Raw genomic sequence first — 14,902 nt, forward strand, 5'->3', positions numbered from 1 at the left:
ATAGTAAACTCAAAAATGAACAAGCGCTTATTAGGTAATACAGGCATCGAAGTATCGGAACTGGCTTTTGGCGGTGTGGAGATCGGCATGCCGTATGGCATTGGCGTGCACAGTCAGGCTGATATGCTTACCGAAGCAGGCGCCGTTCACCTGCTGCATACAGCATTGGAAGAAGGCATTAATTTCATAGATACCGCGCGACAATACGGCAACAGTGAAGCCATTATCGGCAAAGCATTTGCCGGCAACCGGTCAGCAGTAGTGATCGCCACGAAATGCAAGCACCTGCGCCGGGCTGATAAATCAATACCCGATGACCTGCCTGCCCTGATCAATGAATCTTTGCAGGAAAGTTTGTCAGCGCTGCAAACAGATTACGCAGATGTATTCATGCTGCATGATAGTGATCCGGAAATTGTGGCTCATCCTGATGTATTGGAAACATTTGCTTCCTTAAAGCAACGCGGTATTATTCGAAGCAGTGGTGTATCTACGTACACGCCTGCTGAAACCAAAGCCGCTATTGAAAGTGGCATATGGGATGTGATACAGGTGCCCTTCAATTTGCTGGACCAGCGACAGGAAGCATTGTTTAGTCTTGCCAAAGAAAAAGGTGTGGGTATCGTGATACGCTCCGTATTACTGAAAGGATTGCTGAGCACGCGGGGACGTGGACTGCATACTGCACTGCAACCGGTGGAAGAACGCATTCAGCGTTTTGGTGAACTGGCACAGGAACTTGAGATGGAGCTGCCTCAACTGGCCACCCGCTTTGCCTTGTCATTTAAAGAGGTATCTTCTATCCTGGTAGGGCTGGACAAGATGGAGTATTTAGAGCAAAGTCTGCAGGCAGTGGAAGGAGAATTACTATCCCCCTCCGCTATGCAGCAGGCAAAAGCACTGGCTTATCCTGAACCTGATTTTTTAAACCTGCACCAGTGGCATGTAAACGGCTGGCTGAAATAAAATAATAGTACAACGATGATACGATTAGGTGTTATAGGCATGAGTCCGGGCAATGCGCACCCTTATAGCTGGTCGTGTATTGTGAACGGCACGTTCGATGGTGATGAGATCACCGCAGTGGGTTATCCCGCTGTGGCGGCTTACTTAACTGCCAACCGTGATACGCTGGGCATTCCCGGCGCACAGGTGACGCATGTGTGGACGCAGGATGCTGCTATCTCTGCCAGCATTGCCAAGGCTGCACAGATACAACATGTAGTGGCGAATCTTGAAGATATGATCGGTCAGGTGGATGCCGTATTGCTTACACGTGATGATCCCGAACACCATGTGGCCATGGCAAAACCATTTATTGAAGCAGGCATTCCTTTGTTCATCGATAAACCACTGGCTGGCACACAAGCCGACCTCGACTACTTTGCCGCGCAAGCGGCGGCTGGCAAGTTCATCATGTCGTGCTCGTCGCAGCGCTATGCCAACGAGATCAGGATCGTGAAGCAGGATATTGCTTCGCTGGGTCAGCTGGAACTGATCACTGCCGTGGGTAAAAAGGATTGGATTAAATATGGCGTGCACCTGATGGAAGGCATCTTCTCACTGGTGGATGATGTGGCGGCAAAGTCGGTACAACACATCGGCAAGGAAGGACAGGATATTGTACATATCGAGTTGAGCAACGGCTTACAGATCACTATGCATTTGTTTATGGAGATCACCGGCACTTTCCAAATCTCTGTATTCGGACAAAAGGGCTGGCGACTGATCGATATCAAAAACTCTTACTCCATGTTCCGTGATAACATCATCGAGTTCATCCGCTCGGTGCAGGAAGGGAAGCCGCGCCTTGCCTTTTCCAAGACAGCTAATATTATCCGTACGCTGGTAGCGGCCGAAGAGAGCCGGCTCCAGGGTGGTAAAAAAATAATGCTATAGTATGCACATCAACGAACTGTTCAGCTTAAAAAATAAAGTAGCACTGGTAACCGGCGGTGCCGGCAAGTATGGCAAGTGTATGGTAGAGGGCCTCGCCGAAGCAGGTGCTACCGTGATCACCGCCTCACGCGGTTTGGAAGCAGGCCAGCAGGTGACGCAGGCATTCAAAGCGCAAGGATTAGACGTACACGCCCTCCCACTCGACCAAGGTGATCATGCTTCTATTCTACAATTGAAGGAACAGATCAGCAAGCAGTTTGGCAAGCTGCATGTGTTTGTAAACAATGCGGTATCGCGGCCCATGAAGAACTACGACTCCCCCATCGAGGAGTTTGAAGAGTCGATGCACGTAAACGCTACAGGTATGACTGACCTCATGCGTGAGATGACGGAGCTGATCGTGGCAAGCGGTGGTGGTAGCATTATCAATATTGCGTCGATGATGGGTATGTTTGGCCCTGATCTTTCCAATTACGAGAACACCGATATGAGCACCAATCCCCCACCCGATTACTTCTTTCACAATGGTGGCCTCATCAACCTCACCCGTTATTGGGCCAGAATGATGGCGGGTAAGAATGTGCGGGTGAATTGTATCAGTCCCGGTGGTTTGTTCAACAACCAGCATCCACAGTTCCTTGCCAACTATACGAAGAAGGTACCCCTTCGCCGCATGGCCAACCAGGATGATATTAAAGGTGTGGTAGTGTTGCTGGCATCGGCAGCGGGTGGATATATCAATGGGGAGAATATTTTGATGGATGGGGGGATGCATGCTTAGGAGACGGCAATCGGCAGTGTCGGCAATCGGCAATTGTAACTTGATTCATTAATCATATAAACATTAAGAAATTGGCGACTGCGCTCTCTACAATATCTCCTGCATCAGTATCAAAACCGGGTGCACGTGCCTGGCTGGTGGTGGGTCTGCTGTTCGTCGTGGGGTTACTCAACTACCTCGACCGCATCATGATCACCACTATGCGCTCATCCATCGTGGAAGCCATCCCGATGACCGATGCCCAGTTTGGTCTGCTTACTTCGGTATTTCTGTGGATATATGGATTATTGAGTCCCTTCGCTGGTTTTCTTGCTGATCGTTATAGTCGCAGCCGTGTTATTATTATCAGTTTATTTGTTTGGTCGCTGGTGACCTGGCTCACCGTACATGCGCAAACCTTCAACCAATTGCTGTTTACCCGTGCGCTCATGGGTGTCAGCGAAGCCTGTTATATTCCTGCTGCGCTGGCACTGATCGCTGATTATCACCGTGGTTCCACCCGCTCACTTGCTACGGGCATTCACATGACTGGCATTATGCTGGGGCAAAGCCTCGGATTTTTAGGTGGCTGGATCGCGGAAGATTATACCTGGACGAAAGCGTTTTCCCTGATCGGTATGATCGGTGTGGTGTATGCAGTGGGGTTGCTATTTGTATTAAGAGATGCACCGAAGGCTGCTATACCTGCAACAGATAATGCACCCAAAGCACCAGCTGTGAAGCTGGGTGAGGCTGTGAAAGACCTGTTCAGTCGCAAGGGCTTTATCATGGTGCTGGTCTTTTGGGGACTATTGGGTGTTATCGGTTGGCTCGTGTTGGGTTGGCTTCCTACTTACTATAAAGAAACGTTTTCGCTTTCTCAGTCTATGGCAGGCGTCTATGCTACCGGCTATTTATATCCTGCTTCTCTTGCCGGGGTATTGTTGGGCGGCTTCCTCGCCGACCGCTGGAGCAAGACCAATCCGCGTGCACGGATACTGGTACCGGCTATTGGCCTGTGTATTGCGGCACCGTTTGTCTTCGTTGGCAGCATGACTAATATTCTCTTCCTCGCGGTAGCATGCTTCATGATCTATGGTCTCACCCGCGCTTTCAGTGACACGAATATGATGCCTATTCTTTGTATGGTGTCTGATGAGCGCTACCGAGCTACGGGGTACGGCATCCTCAACTTGTTTTCCTGTATTGTAGGGGGAATTGGGTTGTATGCAGGTGGAGCTTTGCGCGATGCGCATGTGGATATTAGCTTACTCTTTCACTTTGCAGCGGTGATGATGTTGGTGTGTGCGGGGATATTGTGGAGGTTGAGGGAGTGAGATACAGTTTGTAGGTTTTTTTTCAATGACTTTAAGGGTTAGAATTTCCAATCGACTATAGACGTCCTCCAGATGTTCTTCTTCAGAAATATTAATACCATGCAATAAACGAACTGCGTTAACCAATTTTCATCAACTTCCCTTTTTGGCAATTTACCGATAATGATTTGATTCATAAACATTTATATATTGGAAGTAGTCCCTCCATCTTGATCGGGATCTAGTTGGTCTTTTAACTGAATTTTCTTTCGTTTAAAAGTATCTATTACACGTTTTTGAATACTATCCTTTGAATCTTTGATCTTGTGATCAAGGTGCGAACTAATACGGGTAATGTAAAATATAAGCATTCCTAAGAGTACCAGCCCAAGAATAATGATCGTGTAATAGTGATCGGGGTCTTTGCTTTGTATCATACGATACAAAAATTCTATTAAAATTACTAGTAAAGTGGATATAATGGTAGAAGTAAAAAGGTATTTGGTAATGGTAAGATCTACCATGATTTGATCTCTTTCAAAATCTACGTTCGATTCTATACCAATTACTGTGCGTTTAATTGTTTTAGTATACATTTTGTAAAACGCGCTTCCGATTAACAAAGGTAATGGAGCAATAAATATGAATTCAATACCTTTCAATAGTTTATTCACATCGAGGTCATTAAAAACTGCATAAACACAGCAGTACAGCCCTGCACCCATTAATAAGAGCAGTGCGATAACACTTAATATCATAAGTAGCATAAAAATCTGATCGATCATTTTATCGATGGTATGTCGGCTATCTTTTTGCATAAAATGGTTTTACCAATGAGTGAATGATTCAAAAATTCCGGATAAATGTCTAATGATGGCCGGATTTGGGTAGGCTCCTTTGAACTCATATTTATATACATGAACATCTCTAACTTGCATAAACTGGTTTACTTCATGATCAAGATACTGGGTAAGTATTACCGCTGGCGTACGTGGAAAATGTTTGGCCAGGAATTCCTGTCTGAGTATTCCTCCCGAAAAATCAAGCCTGTTACCAACTCCTTCCTCAAATAACGCTATATCCACAATGAAGATATCGGGGTTGATTCCAATAATATAGTTTACAAGCTTGGTCTCTATCGCGTTTGTTGGAGTGTCAAGGTAATCGCTGAACAATTCCAAGAACTTTTCAAACTCGTCGGATGTACCATTAATATGCGGATAGCATGCGTACCTTTGGGATAGCCCCTCATGAAGAAGCTCATAATCACAATATTTATCTTCAATAAACAGTATTTTCTTTTGCATTAATCCTCGATATTTAAGGGTAACCTTACTAAAAACGTATTGTCCTTTTCATTTGGGCCGATTTCAACTTCCTGTAAGTCAAAAACCCGCCTGTATATTTCAAGGATCATTTTTATGCCTCTCCCTTCACTAAAACGGTTTTCATATTGTGAGTGGCTTTTCTCATGAAATGGGTTGAGAACTTCGAGATAAGAATAGCCATCAGTTTCAGTAAGCGTAAATTTTATATATTGATCTTTTGATTCATTTCGCGCATATTTGATAATGTTGGTAATAATTTCATGAATGATGATAGAAAATATTTCTCTGTAGATGATGAACTCTTTATCAGGTTGATCAAAATGATTAAATTCCACCGTTGGTATGCAGTAAGGCTTTGAATTATCGTGAGAATAAGCCAGTTTTAGTTTTTCCTCCAGTATTGTCTTTAAGGATGAACTGGATATTCTTTCCCGGGTATATTTTGATAATTCAAGCCTCTTTAGCCTTTCCATCTTGTCAGGAATGAACTGAATGACCAAAAGGTCACGCGCCAGTCGTGTCTGGTCAAGAAGTAGATCGATCCAGGGAATCAATAATGCCTTCTTGTCTTCATTTCCTTCAATTTTTTCTACTTTTTTTAGAATCTGGTTGATATAGGTATTCCAACCATGCCGGTAGGTCGTAAGCGAATGAAGCTTTTGAGTTTCTTCTAAAAATGCCCTGAATCCGTCATTTAATATATGATGGCGAATAAAAGCAATGAGTTTTCCTTGCAACAATAAAAGATAGCGAAGTCGCTCACAGTTAAAATACCAGCTATCAAGTGTTTTAGGATTTTGAACGGCAATAAATAAAACACCAACTGGGATATCAGAAATATTTTCGTCAGTCTGGCCAGTCACATCTGATATTCGATAGAATAGCAAATGATTATATTTATTGCGTTTGGTTTCTTCAAATTCTTTGAAAGTTTGCTTATCAAGTTTGTTGCCTTCTACGTCATACAGTGGGTCTACCAAAGTAGTATAATCGCCTTGTTGGCAAACTAATTCGGTGAAGGTTTGCCGTGGGCCGTTAATATCTGCTGTAATACCGCCATACATGGTTGGTATAAAACTATTTTTCGAAATATCTGCTATAAAATGTGATTTATTGGTAAATGTAGTAAGTGCTTCTGCTTTATATTTTCCGGCAAGTGCGGGTGTAGCCTGTACACTTAGCGATATATAAGCTATGGAAGGATCCAGACCCATTAAAGACAGGACTCCATTTAGTATGGACGTGACTTTGGTATTAAGTTTGGAATTGTCTGCTATCGAACCAGTCAGCTCTCTATATACATGCATAAATTGATCAAACACATACGGCGTCCGCTTGGTATCATCATGTAAGAATTCATTTTCTAATTGTAACAGGTCGAATACAGGTCTTAGAAAATAATTACTAGGTTTATTTTGGGCTTCAATAAATTTAAAATCAATGTGCTGTAGAAGCAGCTTTTCAGGTTTATTTTTGGAAGTATCCTGTATGCGTTCAAGGAATTGTTTAAAGATTCCTACGTTCTCCAGCTTCATTATGCGTAAAAGATGGTAAAAGTCAGTAATTCTGTCTATTTGCGACTTATTGCTTTTGTACAGCGTATTGATATTAGTCTCTAATTTAATAGCTTTGGCTTCGTTATTATGGATAATTTCTTTAACGCAGGCTACAATAAAATACTGGTACCCATTCAAAGTAGCATTGAGCGTATCGATATTCTGAATGCCTTGCAGGCAGTATTTAATGTGAGCTTCTAGGTCGTGCACATAATTAAGAGAGGGAGGGGCTGAGGAGGGAGACTTAAGTACTTTTTCCATGAAATGGATATCCTCTGAAGAAAATGTTTTAGTGGTTATTGCCGCGAGTGTTCCTTCCAGCGATTTTTTTCCAGGATTATTTAGTAAATGTTGGTAGGCATGCAGGTACGTGGCAAGCTGTTTAAGATAATGTTTCCTGCCTTCAGCCCTTGCTTCTTTTTTCTGCAAAAATTCTTCTACGCCGGAAGCATACATTTTCAAAATGTTTTCTAACGTACGCTTGCGCAATAAGTAGTTAGATTTCAACAAAGACAGGCGCTTTAGCAATAATTTCAGGTAAAAATAGTCGGTGATCTTATTGCTCACCAATAGGCCATTGCGACGTAAAATGGTATTTTTCATGAAGTGGTCTGTCTCTTCAATGATCCACCTGAAGACTGTTTCTTTTACGCCTTTGTGATATGTAAAAGGTGGCAAAGTAATACATTTTATCAAGATCTCTTTGCATATTGGTTTTACTACAACAATGTTCTTATACTGGCGCATTTTTTCGTGTATGTGGCCCACTAGGTCATTGAAAGTATTATTGCCGCGAAAATATTCATTCGCCTCCGGGCGAAGTAACAGGTCCGTTATTACCAGTTTAAGTAAGTGCTGGTTTTTATAAAGACCCTCAATTATTTCTACATTATCAATAACTTGTTTTTTATCCAGTTGCTCTCCTTTATAGTCATAAGAAACATCTAAATAGTATTTAAGTGGCGTAAAAAGAGGTGTTTTAGTAGGGAAGCTTCTGACTTTTAATTCATAACTTTTATAAAAGAATAAGTACCGGAGGGTAGTAAGTCCACACCGCTCGGCAATTTCATTATATAGATTGGATTGCTTGCAAACCGGGCATTCTAAGTGACTGTAAATAAGTGGAGGGATTCGCAAATGCTTAAAGGCGTAAATATTTTTATCGCTTGGACCTCCGCTTTGGTTTAGCTCTCTGGCCATATGGCGAATCGTAAAATCGTCAGCTCGTGTGATTAGCGCTATTACTGCATCAAAACCTTTGGATATTTTGTTTTCGCCTTCCAGGCATTGTCTGATAAAATTATTCGACGCATGGAAAGTAGAACCAGTAAGTACAAGATCATCAACATAAAATATGTATTCTGACTGCTTAATAATGTCTTGATATAGCTGAATAAAGTTCTGAACGAAGTCGTTTTTAGTATTGTATTGAATGATGTTGGCAGTGTTACTGAAAATACATTCGTTGATGAGTGAAGTAAAATTCGAGTTCAGATTCCCTTCGGGCGCAATAAGCGTTACTTTACATCCGTGCGCTTTATGTAGTATGCTTACTTTAGTATTAATACCGTTTAACCAATCTTCCACTTGTGCATAATGCTTTTCAAGAAACTCGCTAGGTTTGATAAAATGAAAATGCTCATTCCCTCCGTAAAATTGATGGCCATAGTAATGATAAGCAGGGTCCAATATAATTTTATTCTCATCTTTATTGAGATTCAGTTCTTTTCCGGAGAAATTAAAGTGGTCGTTTAGGATTAGCTGAGGAGTGACTGAAGCACGGTCGGTTTCTATAAGCGGATGTTCTTTGGCATATTCAGCTTCAGTTGTATCAGGGTTATGTGGAAAGCAAAGCTCGCAATTATGTATATTATGCCACTTACTTTCTAGGGCAATAAAGTATTTTTGATTAACGGATGTTTTAATGATACTATTGTTGTTCTTATGGAGAGAGTTGTTGCCTATAATAATAGGGCCTTCGTTGTCCAGGGTATTTACATTTATTATTTTTTGCTCCAGATCTATATTGTTCCAGCCATACTGGGATAGGATATCTGACTCATTATTTCGGAATAGATCGAGCCTTGCTTCATTTAGTTCGCCATCAGTTGCCAACAAAATATTGATAAATGGCTCGATGATATTGCTGGCCACTACTTGCGGGTTTTGTAATAAGAAATTACGCATTTTGATGCCTGTGGATAGGGTAGAACCCACCGGTATTAGGAAGATGATACGGTCCTGATTGCTAAATTTGTGCTGTCGCAAAAGCGAAGGTATTTCTGTATCGCCAATGATCTCGTAATTGACAGATTCCAGTTCTGTCACTTTGTTGCGTAATTCCAGAATCTTCATGACTCTTACTACCAGTAGCTCCGAATACTTGCCATACCCTACAATAACCAACTTTTTCCCCTTCAGCCCTTGCTGATGTATCAGATTGATGATATGCCGGGTTATTAGAATGGCAAAGCGATTGGCAAAATAACTGTGCTGAAACATCCTGCTGGCGTAGTAAAAATCCTGGATATGTATCTTGGAGCCAAGCCGGACATGACTATTGCTTATTTTATATCCCTGGAAATTAAAATCTTTAGTCATGCTAATCGTTTAATTCTTTTAATAAACAAGCCTTTGCATAGTGTTCAAATAAAGTAAGGCCTTCTACCTCTATAACAGTATCGATCTCTACCATCCTTGCTTGTTTTTCGTCTGCATGATCAAATAACCTGGAGCCTGATACATTTGGGAAATCAACTTCCGGTATTTCATTTCCGATAAGGATATCATTCGAAAGATGGTTCAAACGAATGCATTCTTCATAGCTATTGCAAAACAAAGTGATGGGTAGATAATGATTATCGGATGAGACATAAAATACTACGCAATAACTATCGCTCCAAAACCGCTTCTCATTCGTACGTAGCAATTCAAAAACTTCCATGACGGATTCTATTGGGCAACCCATAACAACTATATCTTTGAACGTGGTTTTATATTTAATGCCAGCCAATATGCGTATCAGGTGGCCTGGACCGGCATGTTGTAAGCCCGAATTGCCGAGATGGATCACAGGGATTACAGAAGAAGCCTCATAACGCTTGGTTTTATTGACCACCTCCTGGACTATTTCAATCTCCTGACTGTACTTGTCATGTATGTCAATCGGCTTGTGTTCTATAACTACTTCCAGCAAAGCCATAGGGGTTATTGGCGTATTACCTGGTCTGATATAACTGTAATCTAGTATGCTATTGTTTTCGGAATAATTGTTCCATGTGCTGTGAGACAGTACATGGATGAGTTCGGTAGCTGCTGCAGCCTTGCGAAATAATGGAAAAACGATATTGTAATGAGTACCTGCTGAATAGAACCCCTTATTGAGCGAAATACCTGCTAGTTGCTGGTTGTTGAATACATCAATGGGCAAGACATCTTTGCTTGGCGATGAAACAAAAAAGAATCCTTGCATCTGTTCAACATTCTTATTAAATACAATAAGGCCGGCATTGGCGATAACCTGAAATATTTCATGTCCTAAACCGGCATTAGGATAGGAAAAAAAATCGTCTAATATTTTCCTATCTGCAATCCAGACTGACGGCTGTTCTGGCACTATAGAAGCCAGAGCCTTTTTTTGCTGCTGTTTAGTACGGCAGCTGAATGACTCAACAATCCCGATAGTGCTTGAGTCAAGTACCGTAATATCCAATAAGTATTGCTGATCGGAAGATTGCGCTTCCAACCTTTTTCCATAGCTTTCGAAGCCCGGGAAGCTGAGTTTTTTGAATGCTATAAGTTCATCTAGTTTGAAAATCCTTGCCAGCAACAATCCACTCCTTTCAGAAGAATGCTCGATGATATTGCCTGCAATTTCACGTAAACCGCCAAAAATGGTATAGCTAATGTTATAGATCTCCTCAATTTTGAGCGCGAGTGAATTAAATGTCACTCCACGGTCAGTTGGGCGGTTGGTATATTCAGGTATAATATTAGCAACCAAGCGCGAAAATATAAGGATTAAAAGACCTGGCTGATGAAGGACTTTATACAAAATATTGCTTACAGGTTTGTAATAATCCTTATAAGGATCACCTGCTATCTTGATCCATAACTTGGACGAAATGTTCTTACTGATTTTTCTATCGGCGTAGTCCTGTATAAAATAATGGGATATACGTAGATATTCCAATGCGTCTATTAAGCACAATAAGTAATACTGGGTAAAAGAAACAGACAATCCGAGATGTAATAAAAGCTTATTGGCAACCTTGTCTGTATTAATGGTTTTGGCGGCACCAAAAATAGCAGAGATAGCATCTTCAGATGGTGGTTCAAGAAATCCTGTCTTATTAAAAGCATCATCGATTTTGAATACCGGAATAAACTTGCTTGAAATGAGAAGCCAGTATTCCTTGGAGCTTACATTTTCTATATTGAATAACCCTGATTTGTATTGGATTTCAAGAATGATTTTATCAAAAAATAGGTAAGAAGCCGTACAGTATTGCCTAATCTTAAACGACAATCCGTGTTGAGTATCGTCTTCCAATTTCCTCAGATCGAATACTATTCCGACGGCAGGGCACTTACTCTTGATAAGACAGAGAAGTCCGAATATAGATAGGTCAATTTGTTGATTACTAGGGTAAATCACTAATTTAATAGTACCCTGATTGCTTACTTTGGTCTTCGAGAGTTGTTCTAGTGTATTGTTCAACAGGCAGCAAACTTCTCCCCCAATATAGACATCAGCGGCAAAGTCAAAAACAATCGTAAAATGGTTTTCAGTAATTTGAATAGCACTGTTCATCAGTACACCGTTAATAGATGCCTTCATGCTGTAAGGGGTTGACTAAAATTGGCTTAACAAAGGACTGAACATATTAACTATGCCAGTTAGTATTTTTACTATAGTATAAAAACGTATCACCCCCATAGAGTAACCATCCTGATGTGAATTATTTTATGCAATCTTTTTGTCTAAAAGGTAAGCCAAGGAGATCTTACCCTTACACCGTTTCAGGCTAACCTCTGCTCCAAATACGCTTTAACCTGCAAGGATGACGCATTCCTGAAGCCCGTATCGAACCACCAAGAAAGAGCCAAACGGGGCCTAGAAAGAATGCCTGGCTATTCCGTAAAACTGATGCTTCCACCCCGCCATCTCTGGCACCCACCCCAACCTCCTATGGAGTCCGCGACATAATTTCGCAAGGGCCTGACTGACCTTCTAACTTTGTAGAAAACAATCGAATGGCATGGTTTGAAGGTATACCGCTTGTCACAGGCACTATTGGCCCTATATGCATCTATAAGATGCATGAGCGTTATTTTATGCGCAGCCGCAGTTCATTGACGGGTGAGCGGGTGAAGAAGGACCCTGCTTTTCGTAAGACGATGGAGTATGCTACCCTGCTGGCAAAAGCTTCCCGGATTGACTCGAAAGTATATGCCGGTGTACCAGCCCACCAAAAGCAGCATGCGTTATACCGCAAGCTCACCGGCAAAGCCATGACCTGGTTGAAATATGAGTGGAAGGAAAAAGATGTGCTGGAATGGCTACAGCAACGATATACACCGCAGGAGGTCAAGCTCTTTTGCCTACATCAGGAAGAACAACGAGTGGCAGCGGAAGTACCAAAAACCGAAGAAGAAGCCATCGCCCGTTTTACAATACACATGAACCGCCGCTTGCTGCGCGCACTTCGCCAGGGAGACTATTCTGGATCGCCCGCCTGATAGAAGGAGATAGCCGCCTGACTCGCAAGCATAACTTGTCCCGCTCTGCGGGATTTCTCACTACGCCGCTACTCCTGTATAATTAAAGCCCCGAATGGCTCCATTCGAAATGACAGAACAAGTTTGTTCTCAACAAGCTCAGGGTGACAGTTATTCGGGGTGGCAACCGGTTGTTTTTTATCAACCCGCTATTAGCAGCTTCTTAAATTTAACATGCCCGTTCGGTAGCACTTGAAAATAATAAATATAATTCGACTCGCTTGTTTCATACTCGGTAGCTGAAATCTTGTAAGACGTTTTGGTCGCAAGATTCAATTCGATCGTACTATCAGCCTTAGTGTATGTGACATACAGCTTATAGGTTGTAGAACCACTTTTCAATTCAGGGCTTTCACTTTCGCCCTTTTTATACAACTCATCCGTCTTAATGGGCAACAGGCATTTAATCAATTCGGGTGAAAAGATCTTACTGAAGTATTTGTCGAAGTCTTTCTCTGTAAGTGGTTTTACGGTTGCACTCAGCTTATCAATGGCTTCATCATTACCGGCATAAGCTAAATACCATATCTCGTTTGTCTCATTGTTAAACGGGAAATCGAAAAACACCTTTGCCTTTGGTTTATCCGCTTGATACAAAGCGTCTCTGAATTGCCGAAAGTTATCAACCCAATACGATGTGTCCTTTTGCTTAAATTGCTTATTTACCGCAGCAGTGTTACCAGCATTAGGCTTCGGTTTAGTTTGTGCAATAGCTGTCAGGGAAAATACGCCCAATAATAAGGTTGAAAATAATTTAATTACAGTCATAGTAAAGGATGAAATATTCTTGTGCAAGCTTCAAAAGGGATTAAGTCACATACAACTAATCATTTTCCATTTCGAGTCTATACATAATATCAGTACGCAAAACGTACTTTATACCTTGCTTTACGGGGCTACCTTCATGCTCCAAGTCGTGGAGGAAAAGGAGCGCCATTCCCTGTTTAGGCACGACTGCCAGTCCGTTAAAGGTTGTTTCACCACCTTCATAATTACCATTCAGGTAGATCATAAAGGTGAAGTAGCTTGCTTCTATATCGTTACGAATATAGCTTTGGTCCCTGTGCTTTTTAAACTCCTGCCCGGGTTGGTATTTGTAAACCCTGAAAAGTTCATTCAACCCAACTGCCTTGCTATTACCTATTGCTGCCGGTGCATAGGGTTTCAATCTTTGCCAAACAGTATCAGCCAGGTGAACATCCTTGTACAGCACCCGGTTATTATTTCTTACAGTCTCCACAACCTTTTGCCCTTTTTCTGTATCGATGGTAGCAGGCTCGTATCCTATATTTTCACTTTTGGCAATAAAGTCTTCACACTCTTGCGTTGTCCAAAAGTTGTCAATGGTAAAAATGTTATTGGCTAACTGGTCTACTTGCATAAGTCTGTTGTAAGTTCAATGGCATCACCAATATTGAATTTAGCACAAAAGTTTCAAATGAACCTTTAGCGCTTCTTATCCAGCGCATACAGTCCCTTGATCTGCCATCCACACCAGGCGGCATAGCCGAGCAGAATGACTACTTGTGCAATAAGCAAAGGCAAAGAAGGTTTGGAAACCTCGGCAAAGCTATCGATCAGGCCAAGGATACCATTCTGTTTCGTATGCGGGGTGGCCATCTGCTTGTTATATAAATCCATCATGTATTGGTAGCCGGTGAATAAGCCGGGAATAGCCAGCACGATAGATAAGATCAGGAAGAAGTAGCACAGTTTCAGGGGTAAGGTTTTGCCGTTCTTCTTCAACTGCACAGCTGCCACCACCAGCATTGCAGCCAACAGCAGGGTAAAAAGTGGGAGATCGCGGAGGAAAGACCTGGTACCGCTAAACAACAGTATTCTTATGTTCTCAAAAACATCATGCGGGAAGATCATGTATATGGCCGTTCTGGCTTTAGCAGGGAGTTGAAATAAAAGCAGGTAATTCAATAAACGAACAACACCAACAATACAGGCCAAGATGATCGCATTGCGGCTAAGCGCTTTCAGGGAAAGGTTCTTCATGCAGGAAATTTCCGGAAAGTACAATCTTTCGATAACCAAAACAAGCATGTTCGGGAAAGGTGTCACCGCCCCGGTTTAATACCGCTCCTATAGCTGTCTCATATCAATCTTATGTATGCCTTATAGCAAACTAAGGTATCGAGCGTACCACAAGCGCATCATGAGCGCACCACAAGCGTACCTGGAGCGTAGGAAGAAAAGACGTTTAAGTCCGGCCGGGCTACCGTGAATACCCGAAAAGAGTCATATTTTTTAAGA

Annotated in this window: 12 protein-coding genes; 5 read left to right on the forward strand and 7 right to left on the reverse strand. The window is 42.1% G+C overall.

What is annotated here, in order from left to right; genetic code table 11:
- Positions 1–15: 15 nt before the first annotated feature.
- The 4 genes from AC5JBY_RS33100 (at position 16) to AC5JBY_RS33115 (ending at position 3,996) form a co-directional block, all read left to right on the forward strand.
- Positions 16–966 (forward strand): aldo/keto reductase, encoded by a 951-nt coding sequence (locus AC5JBY_RS33100; protein ID WP_495909000.1) that lies wholly within the window; start codon positions 16–18, stop codon positions 964–966.
- Between the two features lie 15 nt (positions 967–981).
- A complete protein-coding gene (locus AC5JBY_RS33105) occupies positions 982–1,899 on the forward strand; it encodes a Gfo/Idh/MocA family oxidoreductase (RefSeq protein WP_495909001.1) in 918 nt (305 codons plus the stop codon).
- A gap of 1 nt (position 1,900) precedes the next feature.
- Positions 1,901–2,680 carry an SDR family oxidoreductase gene (locus AC5JBY_RS33110; RefSeq protein WP_495909002.1) on the forward strand — a complete coding sequence of 260 codons (780 nt, stop codon included), beginning with the start codon at positions 1,901–1,903 and terminating at the stop codon, positions 2,678–2,680.
- 71 nt (positions 2,681–2,751) lie between these two features.
- Positions 2,752–3,996 carry an MFS transporter gene (locus AC5JBY_RS33115; RefSeq protein WP_495909003.1) on the forward strand — a complete coding sequence of 415 codons (1,245 nt, stop codon included), beginning with the start codon at positions 2,752–2,754 and terminating at the stop codon, positions 3,994–3,996.
- Positions 3,997–4,178: 182 nt separating this feature from the next.
- Here the strand turns inward: AC5JBY_RS33115 and AC5JBY_RS33120 are convergent, their stop codons facing one another.
- The 4 genes from AC5JBY_RS33120 to AC5JBY_RS33135 are packed head-to-tail and all read right to left on the reverse strand — an operon-like array spanning position 4,179 to position 11,699.
- On the reverse strand, positions 4,179–4,793 hold the full coding sequence (locus AC5JBY_RS33120) for a hypothetical protein (RefSeq protein WP_495909004.1): 615 nt from the start codon (positions 4,791–4,793) through the stop codon (positions 4,179–4,181).
- 9 nt (positions 4,794–4,802) lie between these two features.
- A complete protein-coding gene (locus AC5JBY_RS33125) occupies positions 4,803–5,282 on the reverse strand; it encodes a hypothetical protein (protein ID WP_495909005.1) in 480 nt (159 codons plus the stop codon).
- Positions 5,282–9,460 carry a hypothetical protein gene (locus AC5JBY_RS33130; protein ID WP_495909006.1) on the reverse strand — a complete coding sequence of 1,393 codons (4,179 nt, stop codon included), beginning with the start codon at positions 9,458–9,460 and terminating at the stop codon, positions 5,282–5,284. Before AC5JBY_RS33130 ends, AC5JBY_RS33125 begins: the two co-directional genes overlap by 1 nt.
- Position 9,461: 1 nt before the next feature.
- Positions 9,462–11,699 carry a hypothetical protein gene (locus tag AC5JBY_RS33135; protein ID WP_495909007.1) on the reverse strand — a complete coding sequence of 746 codons (2,238 nt, stop codon included), beginning with the start codon at positions 11,697–11,699 and terminating at the stop codon, positions 9,462–9,464.
- 416 nt (positions 11,700–12,115) lie between these two features.
- Between AC5JBY_RS33135 and AC5JBY_RS33140 the strand changes: the two genes are divergently transcribed.
- Positions 12,116–12,601, forward strand: a complete 486-nt coding sequence (locus AC5JBY_RS33140) for a hypothetical protein (protein WP_495909008.1) — start codon at positions 12,116–12,118, stop codon at positions 12,599–12,601.
- A gap of 180 nt (positions 12,602–12,781) precedes the next feature.
- Here AC5JBY_RS33140 and AC5JBY_RS33145 read toward each other — a convergent pair whose 3' ends face one another.
- The 3 genes from AC5JBY_RS33145 to AC5JBY_RS33155 all read right to left on the reverse strand — a co-directional run bounded on the left by AC5JBY_RS33145 (position 12,782) and on the right by AC5JBY_RS33155 (position 14,644).
- Positions 12,782–13,408, reverse strand: coding sequence for a hypothetical protein (locus AC5JBY_RS33145; protein ID WP_495909009.1), 627 nt, complete (start codon positions 13,406–13,408; stop codon positions 12,782–12,784).
- A 55-nt stretch (positions 13,409–13,463) separates the two neighbouring features.
- Entirely contained in the window at positions 13,464–14,021 is a 558-nt protein-coding gene (locus AC5JBY_RS33150) for a 2OG-Fe(II) oxygenase (protein WP_495909010.1), read from the reverse strand.
- 65 nt (positions 14,022–14,086) lie between these two features.
- On the reverse strand, positions 14,087–14,644 hold the full coding sequence (locus tag AC5JBY_RS33155) for a hypothetical protein (protein ID WP_495909011.1): 558 nt from the start codon (positions 14,642–14,644) through the stop codon (positions 14,087–14,089).
- Between the last annotated feature and the right edge of the window lie 258 nt (positions 14,645–14,902).

Source organism: Paraflavitalea sp., from assembly GCF_059502485.1.

What these genes read in the sequence shown, in the direction of transcription:
- AC5JBY_RS33100 (WP_495909000.1), top strand. Translation starts at nt 16, where the DNA reads ATGAACAAGCGCTTATTAGGTAATACAGGCATCGAAGTATCGGAACTG.
- AC5JBY_RS33105 (WP_495909001.1), top strand. Translation starts at nt 982, where the DNA reads ATGATACGATTAGGTGTTATAGGCATGAGTCCGGGCAATGCGCACCCT.
- AC5JBY_RS33110 (WP_495909002.1), top strand. Translation starts at nt 1,901, where the DNA reads ATGCACATCAACGAACTGTTCAGCTTAAAAAATAAAGTAGCACTGGTA.
- AC5JBY_RS33120 (WP_495909004.1), bottom strand. Translation starts at nt 4,793, where the DNA reads ATGCAAAAAGATAGCCGACATACCATCGATAAAATGATCGATCAGATT.
- AC5JBY_RS33125 (WP_495909005.1), bottom strand. Translation starts at nt 5,282, where the DNA reads ATGCAAAAGAAAATACTGTTTATTGAAGATAAATATTGTGATTATGAG.
- AC5JBY_RS33130 (WP_495909006.1), bottom strand. Translation starts at nt 9,460, where the DNA reads ATGACTAAAGATTTTAATTTCCAGGGATATAAAATAAGCAATAGTCAT.
- AC5JBY_RS33135 (WP_495909007.1), bottom strand. Translation starts at nt 11,699, where the DNA reads ATGAAGGCATCTATTAACGGTGTACTGATGAACAGTGCTATTCAAATT.
- AC5JBY_RS33140 (WP_495909008.1), top strand. Translation starts at nt 12,116, where the DNA reads ATGGCATGGTTTGAAGGTATACCGCTTGTCACAGGCACTATTGGCCCT.
- AC5JBY_RS33145 (WP_495909009.1), bottom strand. Translation starts at nt 13,408, where the DNA reads ATGACTGTAATTAAATTATTTTCAACCTTATTATTGGGCGTATTTTCC.
- AC5JBY_RS33150 (WP_495909010.1), bottom strand. Translation starts at nt 14,021, where the DNA reads ATGCAAGTAGACCAGTTAGCCAATAACATTTTTACCATTGACAACTTT.
- AC5JBY_RS33155 (WP_495909011.1), bottom strand. Translation starts at nt 14,644, where the DNA reads ATGAAGAACCTTTCCCTGAAAGCGCTTAGCCGCAATGCGATCATCTTG.